General features: G+C 72.4%; 12 protein-coding genes. 9 read left to right on the top strand and 3 right to left on the bottom strand.

What is annotated here, in order from left to right; all coding sequences use genetic code 11:
* Positions 1–139: 139 nt before the first annotated feature.
* Positions 140–1,675, top strand: coding sequence for an MFS transporter (locus tag BIU97_RS01900; protein ID WP_302846691.1), 1,536 nt, complete (start codon positions 140–142; stop codon positions 1,673–1,675).
* On the top strand, positions 1,668–2,660 hold the full coding sequence (locus BIU97_RS01895) for an alpha/beta hydrolase (protein WP_071296927.1): 993 nt from the start codon (positions 1,668–1,670) through the stop codon (positions 2,658–2,660). Before BIU97_RS01900 ends, BIU97_RS01895 begins: the two co-directional genes overlap by 8 nt.
* 98 nt (positions 2,661–2,758) lie before the next feature.
* On the opposite strand, the gene BIU97_RS01890 is transcribed toward BIU97_RS01895, so the two are convergent.
* On the bottom strand, positions 2,759–3,532 hold the full coding sequence (locus BIU97_RS01890) for a hypothetical protein (protein WP_071296926.1): 774 nt from the start codon (positions 3,530–3,532) through the stop codon (positions 2,759–2,761).
* A gap of 307 nt (positions 3,533–3,839) precedes the next feature.
* Between BIU97_RS01890 and BIU97_RS01885 the strand changes: the two genes are divergently transcribed.
* Positions 3,840–4,583 carry a hypothetical protein gene (locus BIU97_RS01885; RefSeq protein WP_139195857.1) on the top strand — a complete coding sequence of 248 codons (744 nt, stop codon included), beginning with the start codon at positions 3,840–3,842 and terminating at the stop codon, positions 4,581–4,583.
* 25 nt (positions 4,584–4,608) lie between these two features.
* Here the strand turns inward: BIU97_RS01885 and BIU97_RS01880 are convergent, their stop codons facing one another.
* Positions 4,609–6,438: a BCCT family transporter gene (locus tag BIU97_RS01880; RefSeq protein WP_254782836.1), complete on the bottom strand. Its 1,830-nt coding sequence runs from the start codon at positions 6,436–6,438 to the stop codon at positions 4,609–4,611.
* A 254-nt stretch (positions 6,439–6,692) separates the two neighbouring features.
* Here BIU97_RS01880 and BIU97_RS01875 point away from each other — a divergent pair, with 254 nt between their 5' ends.
* The 4 genes from BIU97_RS01875 to BIU97_RS01860 are packed head-to-tail and all read left to right on the top strand — an operon-like array spanning position 6,693 to position 12,223.
* Complete coding sequence (locus BIU97_RS01875; protein WP_083420783.1) at positions 6,693–7,964, top strand: ABC transporter substrate-binding protein; 1,272 nt, start codon at positions 6,693–6,695, stop codon at positions 7,962–7,964.
* A gap of 17 nt (positions 7,965–7,981) precedes the next feature.
* On the top strand, positions 7,982–8,938 hold the full coding sequence (locus tag BIU97_RS01870) for a carbohydrate ABC transporter permease (protein WP_071296922.1): 957 nt from the start codon (positions 7,982–7,984) through the stop codon (positions 8,936–8,938).
* Positions 8,935–9,840 carry a carbohydrate ABC transporter permease gene (locus tag BIU97_RS01865; RefSeq protein WP_071253555.1) on the top strand — a complete coding sequence of 302 codons (906 nt, stop codon included), beginning with the start codon at positions 8,935–8,937 and terminating at the stop codon, positions 9,838–9,840. The genes BIU97_RS01870 and BIU97_RS01865 overlap by 4 nt, the downstream gene beginning before the upstream one ends.
* A gap of 10 nt (positions 9,841–9,850) precedes the next feature.
* Positions 9,851–12,223 (top strand): glycoside hydrolase family 31 protein, encoded by a 2,373-nt coding sequence (locus BIU97_RS01860; protein WP_071296921.1) that lies wholly within the window; start codon positions 9,851–9,853, stop codon positions 12,221–12,223.
* Between the two features lie 161 nt (positions 12,224–12,384).
* On the opposite strand, the gene BIU97_RS01855 is transcribed toward BIU97_RS01860, so the two are convergent.
* Positions 12,385–13,479 carry a LacI family DNA-binding transcriptional regulator gene (locus BIU97_RS01855; protein ID WP_254782834.1) on the bottom strand — a complete coding sequence of 365 codons (1,095 nt, stop codon included), beginning with the start codon at positions 13,477–13,479 and terminating at the stop codon, positions 12,385–12,387.
* Between the two features lie 87 nt (positions 13,480–13,566).
* Here BIU97_RS01855 and BIU97_RS01850 point away from each other — a divergent pair, with 87 nt between their 5' ends.
* Together BIU97_RS01850 and BIU97_RS01845 are read left to right on the top strand one after the other, a co-directional pair.
* Positions 13,567–14,676 carry a fatty acid desaturase family protein gene (locus BIU97_RS01850; RefSeq protein WP_071253561.1) on the top strand — a complete coding sequence of 370 codons (1,110 nt, stop codon included), beginning with the start codon at positions 13,567–13,569 and terminating at the stop codon, positions 14,674–14,676.
* 16 nt (positions 14,677–14,692) lie between these two features.
* Positions 14,693–14,902, top strand: coding sequence for a cold-shock protein (locus BIU97_RS01845; protein ID WP_071253577.1), 210 nt, complete (start codon positions 14,693–14,695; stop codon positions 14,900–14,902).
* The last annotated feature ends 1,069 nt before the right edge of the window (positions 14,903–15,971 follow it).

Here is a 15,971-nt window from a genome sequence, read left to right as displayed (position 1 = left end):
ACCGGCCACACCCGCTGCGGCACCTCGCCGAGTGCGCTACGGTGTGCAGCAGAGGGAAAAATCCCGCACTGCTCAGGCAGTGCGGAAGCGCGCACGCGTCTCACGGGAGCCGCCACTTCTTCATCGAAGGAGTGCGCCCGTGACCGTCCGATCCCCGCTGCCGACCGGCACCTCGAAGCCACCGGACCGCCTCCGCGACGCATGGGTCGCGTTGACCGGCCTGTCCGCGGTGTTCCTGTTCGAGATGCTCGACAACTCGGTGCTGAACGTCGCGCTGCCCACCATCGGCCGTGACCTCGCAGCGTCGACCTCCGCGCTGCAGTGGGTGACCGGCGCCTACTCGGTCGCCTTCGGCGGCCTCATGCTCCTCTTCGGCGCCGTGGCCGACCGGTTCGGTCGCCGCCGGGTCATGCTCGTCGGGCTCGTGCTGCTCGCGGTCGCCAGCGCGCTGACGCTCGTCGTGGACTCGGTCGGCGGGCTCGTCGCCGTCCGGGCTCTGATGGGCGTCGCGGCGGCCATGACCACGCCCGGGTCGATGGCGCTCGCCTTCCGGCTCTTCGACACCGACGGCCTGCGCGTCCGGGCGCTCACCGTCATATCCACCGCCGGGCTCGTGGGCCTGGCGGTCGGGCCGACGGTCGGCGGGTTCGTCCTCGCGGTCGCCCCGTGGCAGGTGCTCGTCGTCGCCAACGCGCCGATCGCCGCCGTCGCGTTCCTCGGCATCCGTGCCGGGGTCGCAGCCGACCGGCCGGAGGACCTGCGGCGCGACCCGGTCGACCTGGCCGGGGCACTGCTCGGCGCCGTCGCGGTCGTCGGGGTGCTCGTCACGCCGACCGTCCTGGTCGCGGGCAGCGGGGGAGCGGCCGCGTGGGGAGCGCTCGCCGTCACCGTGGGCGCCGGGGTCGCGTTCGTGCTGCGCGAGCGTGCGGCGCGCCACCCCCTGCTCGACCTCCACCTCGTCGCACGTCCCCTGGTCGCGAGCGGTCTGGCGTACAAGGCCGCCGCCGGCCTCTCGATGGCCGGCCTGTCGACGATGGTGACGCTGCAGCTCCAGCTCGTCTGGGGCTGGTCACCCGTGCTCGCCGCCGTCGGGACGCTGCCGCAGGTGCTGGTGCTCCTGCTCAGCGGGCGCTTCGTCGGCCCGTTCGTCCGCCGGGCCGGACTCGGACGAGCGGCGTGGACGAGTGCCGCCGCGGTCGTCCTCGGCCTCGCCGTGTTCGCCGTGGCCGGCCGCTTCGGCTACCCGTCCGTCCTGGTCGCGCTCGTCCTCGTCGCCGCGGGGATGCGGGTGGTCGGTGCGGTCGCCGGCAACAACGTCCTCGCCGGCCTGCCCGCCGACCGGACCTCCGTCGGAGCGGCACTCGTCGACACCGCCGGTGAGCTCGCGACGGCCGTCGGCGTGACCGTGACCGGCGCGGTCCTGGCGGCGCTCGTCAGCGGCAGCATCACCGCGACCGTCACCTCGCCCGACCGGAGCGCGTCCATCGGCACGGCGCTCGCCGTCGCCGCCGGCGCGGTCACGGTCCTCGCCGCGGTGCTGGTCGGCGTCGGACTGGCACGCGCGCGTGCCGGGACCGCCGTGCCCGTGCCAGGGACACCCAGCACCGACCAGCCCGTCGCCGCCACCACCACCAAGACCACCACGACCACGATGCAGGAGCCCTCCGATGTCTGAGCCCACCGTCCGCCCGCCGTTCGACCCCGAGCTCGCCGGGTTCCTCGACGCCGTCGCGTCCCGCGGCCCGTTCACGCTGACCGAGGACATGCTGCCCGGGATGCGGCAGCTCGACGTCACCGAGGACGTCCTCGACGCCCGACTGCGGGAACGGGGACTCGAGCGGTCCAGCGTCACCGTGCCCGGGCACCGCGGCGACCCGATCACCCTCGCGGTCATCCGGCGCACCGGCAGGACCGGGCCGACGACGGCCGTCTACACGATCCACGGCGGGGGCATGGCCTTCGGGCACCACCTCGGCAACCTCGACTCGTACGACGGGTGGCTCCTCGACCACGACGTCGTCCTGGTCAGCGTCGACTACCGGCTCGCACCCGAGCACCCCGACCCGTACCCCGTCGAGGACTGCTACGCCGGCCTCGTCTGGGTTGCCGAGCATGCCGACGAGCTCGGGGTGGACCCGGCACGCATCGTCATCGCCGGCCAGAGCGCCGGCGCCGGCCTCGCCGCGGGGACGGCCCTGCTGGCACGTGACCGCCGGGGGCCGTCACTCGCGGCACAGGTCCTGGTCTCGCCGATGCTCGACGACCGGGACGCCACCGTCTCGGCGGCGCAGATCGACGGCGTCGGGATCGCCGACCGGCAGATGACCCGCTTCGGGTGGCAGGCGTACCTCGGACCGCGTCGCGGCACCGACGACGTCTCGGTGTACGCCGCGCCGGCCCGGGCGACCGACCTGTCCGGGTTGCCCGCGACCTACCTGGACTGCGGCAGCGCCGAGGTCTTCCGCGACGAGACCGTCGCCTACGCCGGCGCGCTCTGGACGGCCGGTGTCGACGCCGAGCTGCACGTCTGGCCGGGCGCCTTCCACGGCTTCACGAGCATGGTGCCGGAGGCGACCGTGTCGAAGCGGGCGACGGCGGCCCTGGCGGACTGGACACGGCGGCTGCTCGGCGAGCCGGAGCCGGTCGCGCCCCGGGCCTGATCGCTCCGGGCCTGACCGCTCCGGGCCTGATCGACCCGCAGCGTGCGGACCGGGAGGGCGACGGGCAGCCCGTCGCCCTCCCGGTCAGCGTGCACGGGTCAGGCGGAGCGGCGACGGCGCACGGCGGTCCAGCCGAGCAGACCGCCGCCGAGCGCGACGGCCACCGCGGCGCCCGCTCCGACGCCCAGGCCGACGGGCGAGCCGGTGTACGCGAGCTCGCCCGTGGCGGAGGGCCCGGTGCCGCCGTCCGTCCCGCCGACGACGGCCGGCGTCGCCGTGGCCGTGGCCGTGGCCGTGGCCGTCGGCGTGCTCCCCGTGGCGGGGAGCGGGGTGGGCGGGGCGACGACGGGTGTCGCGGACGGGGTCGGCGGTGTGGTCGCCGTGGGTGTAGCCGGCGCGGTCGGCGGGGTGCTGGCCGTGGGCGTCGCCGGGGCGCTCGGCGTGGGCGTCGTGCTCGGGGTCGGGGTGCCGGTCGGCTCCGGCGTCGCCGGGGCGCTCGGCGTCGGGGTGGCGGTCGCGGTCGGGACGCAGGCGGCGTCCGAGGCTCCGGAGTACGTCCGGTCGAAGCGCCGGTCGCCGTCGCCCGACGTGACCGCGACGGACCACGTGTGGGTCGCCGTGACGTCGAGCGCGTAGTGGCGGTCGTAGCCCTCGCGGCCGAACGTGGTCGTGCCCTGGTCGGCGCCGTCGAGCACGACGTCGGCGGTCGAGCCCGACGGGTAGCTCGTCAGGCTCACGTGCAGGTCGGTGCAGGTGGCCGAGACGACCGGGGTGTGCGCCGAGGCGATGCCGGCGACCGCGACGGCCGCGATCCCGCCGGCGACGATCGAGACGGCGGCACCGCTGAGGATGCGCGTGGTGGTGCGTTGCATGGTGTTCTCCGTTGGGTTCGGGTCCTTCACGGAGGGCCTGCCGAGCGACCGACAGGCGTCGCCGCAGCACGGCCTCGCCGGGGGCGGTGCCGTTCTGCGGTGGGTGCGGACGTCGGGTGAACTCGGGCAGTTCCGTCCTGGTGACCCCCGATCGGGGGTCGGAGGTACGTTAGCAGGTCTCATGTTCCTGCGGTCGGATCCCGTCCGGCGGCGAGGGTCCACCCGCGGGCAGCGCCACGGGCGGCACGGACGACGGGTGCCCGCGACGTGCCGTGCGCGAGCCCACCGGAGGTGCCAGACTGGCCGCATGGGGGGACCATCACGACGAGCGCGCGTGCTCGCGACGACCACGGCCATCACCTGCACGGCGATCCTGGTGGGCTGCAGCTCCGGCGGCGGCGAACCGCAGGGCAGCGGCGACGGATCGGCACGGCCGGCCGCACCGACCTCGACGCCGACCCCGACCGCCGCGCTCACCGAGGACGCCCTGCGCTCGGCGGTCCTCACCACGAGCGAGCTCCCCGTGGGCGGGTGGACCGAGAAGCCCGACACGAGCGACGGCGACGGTGACGGCAGTGGCGGTACCACCTCGCGCGATGCCGAGAGCCCCGGCGCCTGCGCGGCGGACTTCTCCGAGGCGTTCCCCGACGAGTTCGACGACGTCCCCGAGAGCGGTGCCGACTGGACCCGCGAGTCGACGTCGTCGTACCTCTCCGTCGCCGTCGCCGCCGACCCGGACGCCGCCGGGCACGTCCGGACCGTCGCCGACGCCGTCGCCGACTGTCCGACGGACGGCGCGACCTACACGATCGACGGCCAGCAGCAGCGCATCACGACGGTGCCGCTCGACCTCGGCGAGTGGGGTGCGGCGTCGACCTGCATCCGCTACGAATTGAGCTCCGTCACCGGCGAGACCTGCATGGTCGCCGGCGACGGGCACCTCGTCCTGGTGACCGTCGGGTCACCGTACTCGTTCGGCGTGCCGGAGGACACCGAGCTCCGCACGATCGTCGACGCCGCCGTGCAGAAGGCCGAGCGCAGCCTGACCTGACGCCCCGGGCAGCCGCCCGCGCGGTTCAGCGGTCGTCGTCCCCGGTGCGGTCCAGGGCGGCGTCGAGCGCCGGGTCCTCCGACACGTGCTCGGTCCGGACCGGGAAGTCCTCGACCGCGTCCGCGGCGACGGGAGCCTCCGGAGCGCCGGGTCGTGCGCCCCGGACGCGCCGCTTCACCGCCGCCCACGGTCGGGTCAGCCCGCCCAGGCCGCCCGCGCCGGGGCCGCCGCGCCCGCCGCGCTCGGTGGGCTCCTCGACCTCGAGGCCGTAGTACGCCCCGACGTGCTCGAGCAGCACCTCGCGCTCGGCCTTGTCGTAGGCACGGCGCTCCCGGGTGAACGCGATGATCGTCGACCAGCACGTCAGCAGCAGCACGACGCTGAACGGCAGGGCGGTGGTGATCGCCGCCGTCTTCAGGGCGTCGAGCCCGCCGCTCAGCAGCAGCGCCACGGCGAGCAGGGCGGACACGAACGCGAAGAAGACGCGGAGCCAGTTCCGCGGTTCGATGTCCCCGCCGGAGGAGATCATCGCCATGACGAGCGCGCCGGAGTCCGAGGACGTCACGAAGAAGACGCCGATGAGCAGGATCGCGCCGATGGTGAGCACGGCGCCGGCGGGCAGGTCGCCGAGGAGTGCGAAGAGGGACCCCTCGACGTCCACCGTGCCGTCCGCACCGACCAGGCCGCCCGCACCGTCGGTCTGGCGGTGGATCGCCGACCCGCCGAGCACGGCGAACCACAGGAAGGTCAGGGCGGTCGGGACGAGCAGGACGCCGAACACGAACTGCCGGACGGTGCGGCCCTTCGAGATGCGGGCGATGAAGACGCCGACGAAGGGCGCCCACGACATCCACCAGCCCCAGTAGAACGTGGTCCAGGCGCCCTGCCACTCCTCGCCGGCCGCACCCTGCTGCGCGGTGACGTTGAAGGACAAGCCGACGACGTTCTGCAGGTAGGCGCCGATGGACTGCACGAAGTCACGGAGCAGGAACTGCGTCGGCCCGACGATGAGCACGAAGAGCAGGAGCGCCGCCGCCAGCAGCAGGTTGAAGTTCGACAGGACCTTCATGCCCTTCGACACCCCGGTGACGAGCGAGACGATGGTGACGGCGGTGATCACCGCGATGATGGCGATCTGGCTGACGATGCTGCTCTCGGCGATGCCCGCGGCCTCGAGCCCGGCACCGATCTGGATCACGCCGAGCCCGAGCGAGGTCGCGACGCCGAACAGCGTGCCGACCAGGGCGAGGACGTCGATGAGGTTGCCCCACCCGCCGCGGACCCGCTGGCCGAGCAGCGGCTCGAGCGCCCAGCGGATCGAGACGGGGCGGCCGCGGCGGTGGATCGCGTACGCGAGGGCCAGGCCGAGCACGACGTAGATCGCCCAGGCGTGCAGGCCCCAGTGCAGGAACGTCTGCACGAGCGCCTGCTGGGCGAGTTCGTTCTCGTCGCCCGTGACGCCGGGGCGCGGCGAGGCGAAGTGGCTGAGCGGCTCGGAGACGCCGTAGAACACCAGGCCGATGCCCATGCCCGCCGCGAAGAGCAACGAGAACCACGATGCCGTGGAGAACTCCGGCTCGTCGGCGTCCTTGCCGAGCTTGACGTCGCCGAACCTGCTGAAGCCGACGAAGAGTGAGAACCCGACGAAGAACGCGGCGATGAGCACGTAGTACCAGCTGAAGTTGCGGACGATGCCGTCCTGCAGGCCGACGAACATGGCCTCGGCACTCGAGGGCGAGACGAGGGTGAACGCGACGAAGCCGAGCACGAGGACGGCCGCGGGCCAGAACACCCACCGCCTGACCTGGTGACTCGACGTCGTGGACTCGGGTGCTGGAGGGGTGGTGCGCGACATGCCCTCCATCGTGCCCGGCCGCGTGTCTGTACGCCCACTCAGGCGTGTCGCGCCGTGGACGCGGACGGTGACGGGCGGGAGGCGCGGTGCGGCACCGCCCCGCGCCTCCCGTCCGTCCCACGGCCCGGTCTCGAGCGCGCGGGGTAATTACAACGTTGACATCACCTTTACAGCGCTGTAAAAAAGGGGTGCGCGACGACGCGCACAGAGGGAGTGACCCGATGGTGGGAAGCAGGACCGGAACGCGAGCGGCCGTGAGTCGACGGGGGTTCCTCGCCGGCGCAGCCAGCGGGCTCGCACTCGGCACGATGGCGCTCGCGGGCTGCGCGACCCCGCGCGCAGCGGCCGGCGGCACGACGACGCTGCGCTTCTACGAGCAGAAGCAGGAGGTGATCGCCTATTTCGACGACCTGCTGCGCCGGTTCGAGGGCGCCCACCCGCGGCTGTCCGTGGTGCACGACACGACCACCGCGATCGCCCCGCAGTTCGTGCGCGGCGAGCCCGCCGACGTCGGTTGCTTCAACGACAACCTGGAGCTCGCGCGGTACATCGAGCGCGGGGTGCTCAGCGACCTCTCCGACCTGCCGTCGGCGGCTCGGGTCCGACCCGACGTCGACACCCTGACGAACCAGTACGCCCGGTTCGAGGACCGCACGAGCGTGCTGCCGTACTCGCTGGCGGCCGCCGGGGTCATCTACAACAAGCGGATCTTCGCCGACCACGACCTGCCGGTCCCGACCACCTGGGACGACTTCGTCGAGGTGTGCCGGACGCTGCAGAAGGCCGGCGTCACCCCGATCTACGCCACCGACCGCGACACCTGGACCCTGTGGCAGGGCCTGTTCGACTACTCCGTCGGCAGTCTCGTCGACACCGGCACGTTCTTCCGGAAGATGAAGGCGCAGGGCACCGACATCGGACCTGACTCCGAGGTCTCGTTCGAGCAGGACTTCGCGGTCCCGATGGAGCGCGCGAAGACGATCTCGTCGTTCTTCAACCCGGACCACGCCACCCGCGCCTACGCCGACGGCAACCTCGCCTTCGGACAGGGCAAGGCCGCGATGTACCTGCAGGGCCCGTGGGCGCTCGGCCAGATCGCGCTCATCGACGAGGACCTCGAGGTCGGCACGTTCGCCCTGCCGGTGTCGAACGACCCGGGGGACCGGAAGGCCCGCGTCAACATCGACCTCGGGCTCTGGATCCCGACGGCCTCGCAGCACCGTGACGAGGCCCGCGAACTCGTCGAGTTCCTCATGCAGCCCGAGGTCATCGACGCGTACAACGACGACAACCTGGCGTACTCGCCGACGAAGGACGCCCCGCCGCAGCAGGACGAGCGGCTCGCCGGTCTGCAGCAGTACGTCGACGACGCCGCCTTCTACCAGGGGGCCGGCACGTTCATCCCCGCCTCGATCCCGCTCGGCAACTACCTGCAGTCCGCGATCCGCAGCGGCGACTTCACCTCGATGCTGCGCCGGCTCGACGCGGACTGGCGGCGTCTCGCCGGCCGGTCGGCGACGGTCTGACCCGGACAGGAGCCACCATGACCATGCAGACACCGCTCTCCCGCGACACCGACCCGGCGACGTCCGGACCGGCGACCGCGGCCGCCCGCACGCACCGCCGCGTCGGGTCCCTCAAGCGCACCGAGGGCATGTACTACCTGTTCCTCGTGCCGGCCCTCGTGCTGTTCACGGCGTTCGTCGTCGCACCCGCGTGCGTCGGCATCTTCTACAGCTTCACCGACTACCTCGGCTTCGGGCAGTGGCAGTTCCTCGGCATCGAGAACTACCGGGCGCTCGTCTCCGACCCCGCGATCATCGGGTCCTACGGGTTCACGCTCGGCTTCGCGGTGGTGACCGTCATCGTCACCCAGGTCATCGCCCTCGCACTGGCGATCGCCCTGGCGAAGCGCGTGCGGTTCGCCGCCGGACTGCGCTCCGTCTTCGTCATCCCGATGGTGATCTCCGGCATCGTCGTCGCCTACGTCTTCAACTACCTGTTCTCGAACACGGTGCCGGCCCTCGCCACGGGCGTCGGGTTCGGGCCGCTCCAGCAGAGCATCCTCGGCGACCCGAACCTCGCCTGGCTCGCGATCGTCATCGTGTCCGCCTGGCAGACGGTCCCCGGGGCACTGCTCATCTACACGGCGGGGCTCACCTCGATCCCCGAGGACCTGTACGAGGCCAGCGCGCTCGACGGCGCCACCGGCTGGAAGCAGCTCCGCGCGATCACCCTGCCGCTGCTCGGCGGCTTCATCGTCATCAACACCGTGCTCGGCGTGAAGGGCTACCTCGGGGCGTACGACGTCATCGTCGGCCTCACCAACGGCGGACCCGGCAGCGCGACGAGCAGCGTCGCGATGACCATCTTCGGCGGCTTCACCGGGGGCGACTACGCCTACCAGATGGCGAACGCGACCGTGTTCTTCGTCATCACCGTCCTCATCTCCGTGCTGCAGCTCGCGGCGACCCGCGGAAGGAACCTGCGTCTCGCATGACCGCCACCGACACCCGCACCGACACCCGCACCCTCACCACCGCCGACACCGGCCGTCCGGGCCGCCCGCGCCGGCACCGCCTCGGCGGCACGAACTGGACGCTCACGGTCGTCCTCGGCCTCGCGTCGCTGACCGTCCTCATCCCGCTCTACGTCACGGTCGCGATGGCGTTCAAGACGAGCGCACAATCCGTCGACGGCAACGCGCTCTCGCTGCCGTTCCCGTTCAACCCGGGCTCCTTCGCCGAGGCGTGGCAGCTCACCCGCTTCCCGGTGTCCTTCACCGTGTCGCTCGGCGTCGCCGCGCTCACCGTCGTCGCGACACTGCTGCTCAGCTCGTTCGCCTCGTACGCGATCGTCCGGAACTGGCACCGCCGGTTCTTCCGCTGGTCGTTCGTGTACCTGCTCGCGGCGATGTTCCTGCCGTTCCCCGTCGTCGCACTGCCGCAGATCAAGCTCACCGCCGAGATGGGGCTCGACAACCCGGTCGGCGTCGGGATCCTGCACGCCATGTTCCAACTGTCGTTCAGCGTGCTGCTCTACTCGGCGTACCTGCGGTCGATCCCCGTCGAGCTCGAGGAGAGCGCCCGCATCGACGGCGCGTCCACGTGGCAGATCTTCTGGCGCATCATCCTGCCGCTCCTCGGCCCGATGAACGCGACCGTCGGCATCTTCGCCTTCCTGGCGTCCTGGAACGACTTCATGATGCCGTCGCTCATCACGGCGGACCCGGCGCTGCAGACGCTCCCCGTGGTGCAGAACATCTTCCAGAGCAAGTTCGGCACGAACTACAACGTCGCCTTCGCCTCGTACCTGATGGCGATGGCCCCGACGATCATCGTCTACCTGTTCGCGCAGCGCTGGGTCATCAGCGGCGTGACGCAGGGCGCGGTCAAGAGCTGAGGGACAGCGAGTGAGCACCACGACACCGACCACCACCACGAGCACCGTCCGGCCGTTCCCCGGGTCCGACCCGGTCGCCGACCCCGCCGCCGTCGTCACGGGGGAGCACTGGCGCGTCACCGTCCTCGACGCCGGGGCGTTCCGGGTCGAGTGGAGCGAGGACGGCGGGTTCGAGGACCGCGCCTCGACCTTCGCGATGCGCCGCCGCCTGACCGTGCCGTCGTTCACGGTCGACCGCACGGCCGACGGCGGCGTCCTCGTCACCACCGAGCGCGCCCGGCTGCGGTACGACGGCCGCCCGTTCAGCCCGAGCGGACTCGTCGTCGAGACGACCGGCCCGGACGCGAACCGGTGGCGCTGGGGACAGGAACCCCGCGACCTCGGCGGCACCGGACGCACCCTGGACGACGTCGACGGTCGGATGCCGCTCGAGTCCGGCGTCCTGGCCCGCGACGGCATCACCGTGCTCGACGACAGCGCGTCCTTCCTGTTCTCGGACGACGGTTGGATCGGCACCCGCGTGCCCGGTCGACGCGACGTCACGGTGTTCGCGTACGGGCGCGACTACGACGCCGCCCTGCGGGCGTACCACGCCGTCTCCGGCGCTCCCACCCGCCTGCCCCGGTGGGCCCTCGGCAACTGGTGGAGCCGCTACCACCCGTACAGCGACGCCTCGTACCTCGAGCTGGTGGACCGCTTCGCCGACGAGCACCTGCCGTTCTCCGTCGCGGTCGTCGACATGGACTGGCACCGCGTCGACTCCGTGCCGCCGCGCTTCGGCAACGGGTGGACCGGGTACTCGTGGGAACCCTCGCTCTTCCCGGACCCGGCAGCCTTCCTCGCCGAGCTGCACCGCCGGGGGATGCGCACCACCCTCAACCTGCACCCCGCCGACGGCGTCCGCGCCTTCGAGGACGCCTACCCGGCGATGGCCGAGGCGATGGGCGTCGACCCGGACACCGAGCAACCGATCCCGTTCGACCCCACCGACCGCCGGTTCCTCGAGGCGTACTTCGCCGTCCTGCACCGGCCCCTCGAGGACCAGGGCGTCGACTTCTGGTGGATCGACTGGCAGCAGGGCCGCGAGACCGGCCTGCCCGGCGTGGACCCGCTCTGGCTGCTCAACCACTTCCACCTGCTCGACTCGGCACGCGGCTCCGACACCGCCGACGGCATGACGTTCTCCCGCTACGCCGGCCCGGGCAGCCACCGGTACGCCGTCGGGTTCTCCGGCGACGCCGTCGTCTCGTGGGCGTCGCTCGCGTTCCAGCCCGAGTTCACCGCCACCGCCGCGAACATCGGCTACCCCTGGTGGAGCCACGACATCGGCGGCCACACCCGCGGCGTCCGCGACGACGAACTCGCCACCCGGTGGGTGCAGTTCGGGGTGTTCTCGCCGATCATGCGCCTGCACTCGGCGAACAACCCGTTCATCCGCAAGGAGCCGTGGGCGTTCCCCGCCGAGGCCCGCGCCGCGATGGGCGACGCCCTGCGCTTCCGGCACCGGCTCGTGCCGTACCTGCACACGATGAACCACGGCACCGCCGAGGGCGCCGCCCTCGTCCGACCGCTCTACCACCTGGAACCCCGCCGGGACGAGGCCTACGAGTCGCCGAACACCTACGCCTTCGGGTCGGAGCTGCTCGTCGCCCCGATCGTCGCACCCCGCGACCCGGTCAGTCGGCACGGGGTGGCACGGGCGTGGCTGCCGCCGGGCACCTGGACCGACGTGTTCACCGGCACCACCTACGCCGGCGACCGGTTCGTCGACCTGCACCGCACGCTCGACACCGTCCCCGTCCTGCTCCGCGAGGGCGGCGTGCTGCCCCTGGCAGCACCGGACGAGACCGACGCGACCGCGAACCCGACCGCACTCGAGGTGCTCGTCGCCCCCGGCACGTCCGGGTCCTTCACCCTGGTCGAGGACCGCGAGGGCGACCCCGACCGCACCGCCCGGACCCGCCTGACGTGGGACGCGGCGCTCGCCGAGTTCCGGGTCCACCCGACCGAGGGCGCGGTCGACGTCGTGCCCGGCCGTCGCTCGTGGCGGGTCACCTTCCTGGCGGTCCCGGCCGACGGCCAGGCGACGTCGGCGCGTGCCGAGGACCGGTTCTCCGTCGACCTCGACGTCGACACCGCCGCCGGGGGAGTGGTCACCCTGGCCGGCCCGCCGGTCGTCGGGCTGGACGCCCGACCCGCCGTCCGCCGCGTGCTCGAGGGCGCCCAGGCGGGCAACCCCGAGAAGCTCGCCGCCTGGCAGGTCGTGTCGAAGGACCTGCCGCGCGCCGACCGGATCGTCGAGCTCGGCACCGTCGGCCTGCCGGAGTCGGTGCGCGCGGTCGTCGTCGAACTCCTCGGCAGCGTGCACCCGAGCGGCCACTGAGCGGGCGGGCCGGCACCGCGCGGACCGCGGGTCGGCACCCGGGCACGCGTCGGACGGGAGGCACGGGGCGGGTCCGCCACGGGCCTCCCGTCCGACGGCGGTCACCGCCACCCCGGTGGCTGCGTCGGCACGGAGGGTCCTGCCCGGTGGGGCGGCGGCCGTCAGGCCGTCACGCCGGCCGGGGCGCGGTCGACCGTGCCGTCGGGGAACGGTGCGCTCTCGCCGACGACCAGCCGGTGGCCGACCGTGACGAGCCGTCCGGGCACGTCCGACCCGTCGATCCGCTCGAGCAGCAGGTCGAGCGCCGTGTCCGCCAGCGCCACCGTGTCCGGCGCGACCGACGTCAGGCTCGGCACCAGGCTCGAGCCGAGCCCCATCGCGTCCCAGCCGACCACGGCGACGTCCCGCGGGGCGTCGAGCCCGCGCAGCCGCATCGCCCGCAGGACCCCGACGGCGGCCAGGTCGTCGCGGCAGAGCAGCGCGTCGAGCCGGAGCCCGGCGTCGAGCGCGCGGCCGAACGCGACCTCGGCCCCCGCGGCGTCGCCGACCTCGCGGGGGACGAGCAGTGCGTCGTCGAGGGGCAGCCCCGCGGCGGCGAGTCCGGCACGGTAGCCGTCGAGCCGCACGCCCGAGGTGCTCGACTCCGGTCCGGTCTCGTGGCCGAAGAACCCGATGCGGCGACGGCCGAGCGCCACCAGGTGGGCCACCGCCTGCGCTGCCGCGGCGGCGTTGTCGATGACGACCTGGTCCGCACGCTCGGGTCGCCGGTCCTCGCCGAGGAACACCACCGCGGTGTCGCCGCGCAGGCGGTCGATCACCTCGGGCGACAGCGCCTGCGGGTGCAGCACGACGCCGTCGACCACCCCGGACTCCCGCCCGCGCACCGCGGACCGCTCGCCGTCCGCGTCGCCGAGGGTCTCCTCGAGCAGCAGCTGGTAGCCGCGAGCGGCGCACACCCGCGAGAACACGTGCGCGAGCTCGGCGAAGTACGGGCGTCGCAGGTCGGGGAAGGCGAAGGCGAGCATGTTCGACCGGCCGGTGGCGAGGGACCGGCCGGAGACGTTCGGGCGGTACCCGAGCTCGTCCACCGCCGCCTGCACCCGGTCGCGCATCGCCGGGCTGACGTGCTGGTACCCGCGGACGACGTTCGAGACGGTCTTCGTCGACACGCCCGCGTGCACGGCGACGTCCTGCAGCGTGACCTTGCCCATCCGGCCACCGTAGCCGGACCGGCGGATTGCCAGGTGCAATCGCATGTGCAGGCCCTAGAGTCGCGACAAGCGCAATCGCGTGAACTCTCTCGAACCGGCCGAAGGGCCGGTCCGTACTGAAGGTCGGTCCTCATGACCACCACTCCGCTCGCTCCCGGGTTCACCCGGACCCGCCCCGGCACGGGGAGCCGCAACGGCACCTCGACCTACTCCTCCCTCCTCGCGCAGGTGAAGGACAACGGGCTCCTCAACCGCCGCACCGGTTTCTACTGGGCGCTGTTCGGCAGCCTCGTCGGCACCTTCGCCCTCGCCTGGGTCGCCTTCGCGTTCCTCGGCGACTCGTGGTTCCAGCTCATCGTCGCCGGCGCACTCGGCGTCCTCTTCACCCAGTTCGCCTTCCTCTCGCACGAAGCCGCGCACCGCCAGGTGTTCGCCTCGCAGAAGTGGAACGACCACGCCGGTCGCTGGCTCGGCACCTTCATGGTGGGCCTCAGCTACTCGTGGTGGATGAACAAGCACACCCGCCACCACGGCAACCCGAACACCGTCGGCAAGGACCCGGACATCGCCCCTGACGGCATCCGGTTCCTGCCGGAGGACGCCGCCGCGGCCAAGGGCCCGCTCATGTCGACGTTCCTGCGCTTCCAGGGCTGGCTGTTCTTCCCCCTGCTGACGCTCGAGGGCCTCAACCTGCACCGCTACGCCGTGATGAGCATCGTCACCGGCAACGGCACCAAGGCCGACGTGAAGCACCGTTGGCTCGAGGCCGCACTGCTCGTCGCCCGCTTCGGCATCTACCTGACGGTCGTGTTCTGGTTCCTGCCGTTCGGCATGGCCTGCGCGTTCCTCGGGGTGCAGCTCGCCGTGTTCGGCGTGATGATGGGTGCCTCGTTCGCCCCGAACCACAAGGGCATGCCGACCATCGCCCACGACGCCAAGGTCGACTTCTTCTCGCGCCAGGTGCGCACCTCGCGCAACATCCGCGGCGGCTGGTGGGTCTCGTTCCTGATGGGCGGCCTGAACTACCAGGTCGAGCACCACCTGTTCCCGTCGATGCCGCGCCCCGCGCTCAAGCAGGCCCGCCTGCTCGTCCGCGAGCACTGCGACACGCTCGACGTGCCCTACACCGAGACCACGCTGCTGCGTTCCTACGGCATCGTCGTGCGGTATCTGAACCGGGTCGGGCTCGCCGCCCGCGACCCGTTCAACTGCCCGATGGTCGCGCAGTTGCGCATCCACTGACGCCGTGTTGACGAGCATGCCCACCGGCACCGTGAAGTGGTTCGACCACGCCAAGGGATACGGCTTCATCCACCCCGACGACGGGTCCGAGGACCTGTTCGCCCACTTCTCCAGCATCGTCGTGACGACCGGCTACCGGTCCCTCGAGGAGAACGACCACGTGCAGTACGACATCGGGCCCGGCAAGAAGGGCCCGCAGGCGGACAACATCTCGATCATCCGCTGACGCGGGGGTCGGAACGAACTGCCGGGCGCCCCGGTGCCACTCGGCACCGGGGCTCCCGGCCGTTCCGGTGCGTCGGGGCTGGTGGCCGCGTGTGGGTGCGGGCGCGGGTGCGGGTGCGGGTGCGGGTGTGGGCCGTGGCTGCACCGGGTTGCCTGCCGATCGAGCGTGCGTTCCCTCCCGCTGCAGGTGAGATCGGAAGCTGTTGCGCGCGTACGTGGTCGGAAGGACGGGCTTGGTCCGCGCGGTACGTCTCCCCGTGCTCAGGACGTTCGACCCCGGCGCGGGCCCGGTTCGGGCGGTTCCGTTCGGCGAGCAGGAGCGTCGGCGACCAGGTCCGACAGGTTCCGTGGCGTCCGGAGTGCTCCGCTGCAAGGTCGGGCACCCGGCGTCTGAGCGCGCTCTTCCCCGCCGAACGGGGGACGGGAAGCCGTTTCGTGCGGAGGCGGTCGGAACGGGTGTCGTCGCACGGGCGGAACGTCACGGCACACGTCTGATGGCGTTGCCGGGCCGGGGTACTGGTCGGATCCGGTTCGTGACGATTCTGGTTCGCGATGAGCGGGTTTCGGGAACCAGGACCGTCAACCGTCGGTGCAGATGTGCCCGCCGCTGCTGCTCGGCTGTGCAGCACGCTGGAGCGGGAACCGTCGTCGGAGCCGTGGTTCGCCGGGCGGAGCCGGGGGTGTGGTGACACGATCTGGTCGTTGACGGTCTTGGTTCGTGGGGTCCGGGTTTTGGGAACCAGGACCGTCACGGCGTGCTGGTGGTCCCGCGGTGCGCAGGGTCCGGGCGCGCGTTCCGTCCCATTGCCCGTGGGATGGGAAGGTGTTTCGCGCGTTGGGGGCCGGAACGAACGGCTTCCTGTGCGCGGAACGTCGCACCATGCACGGACCGCCCTTCCATGCGCGGAACGACTACCTGCATACGGACCGCCCTTGCATGCGCGGAACGACCACCTACGCGCGGAACAGCACCAACCCGAACCACCCCCGGGGCGTGCGGAAGGGCCGCCCCGGGGTGTCCCGGGGCGGCCCTTCGCGTGGTGGTGCGGTGGTGTTACTTGATCTGGGCG

It is taken from the genome of Curtobacterium sp. MCBA15_009 (assembly GCF_001864895.1).
Taxonomy (GTDB): Bacteria; Actinomycetota; Actinomycetes; order Actinomycetales; family Microbacteriaceae; genus Curtobacterium.
The sequence above is the reverse complement of the archived record's forward strand: the minus strand, read 5'-3'. Positions and strand labels throughout refer to the sequence as shown.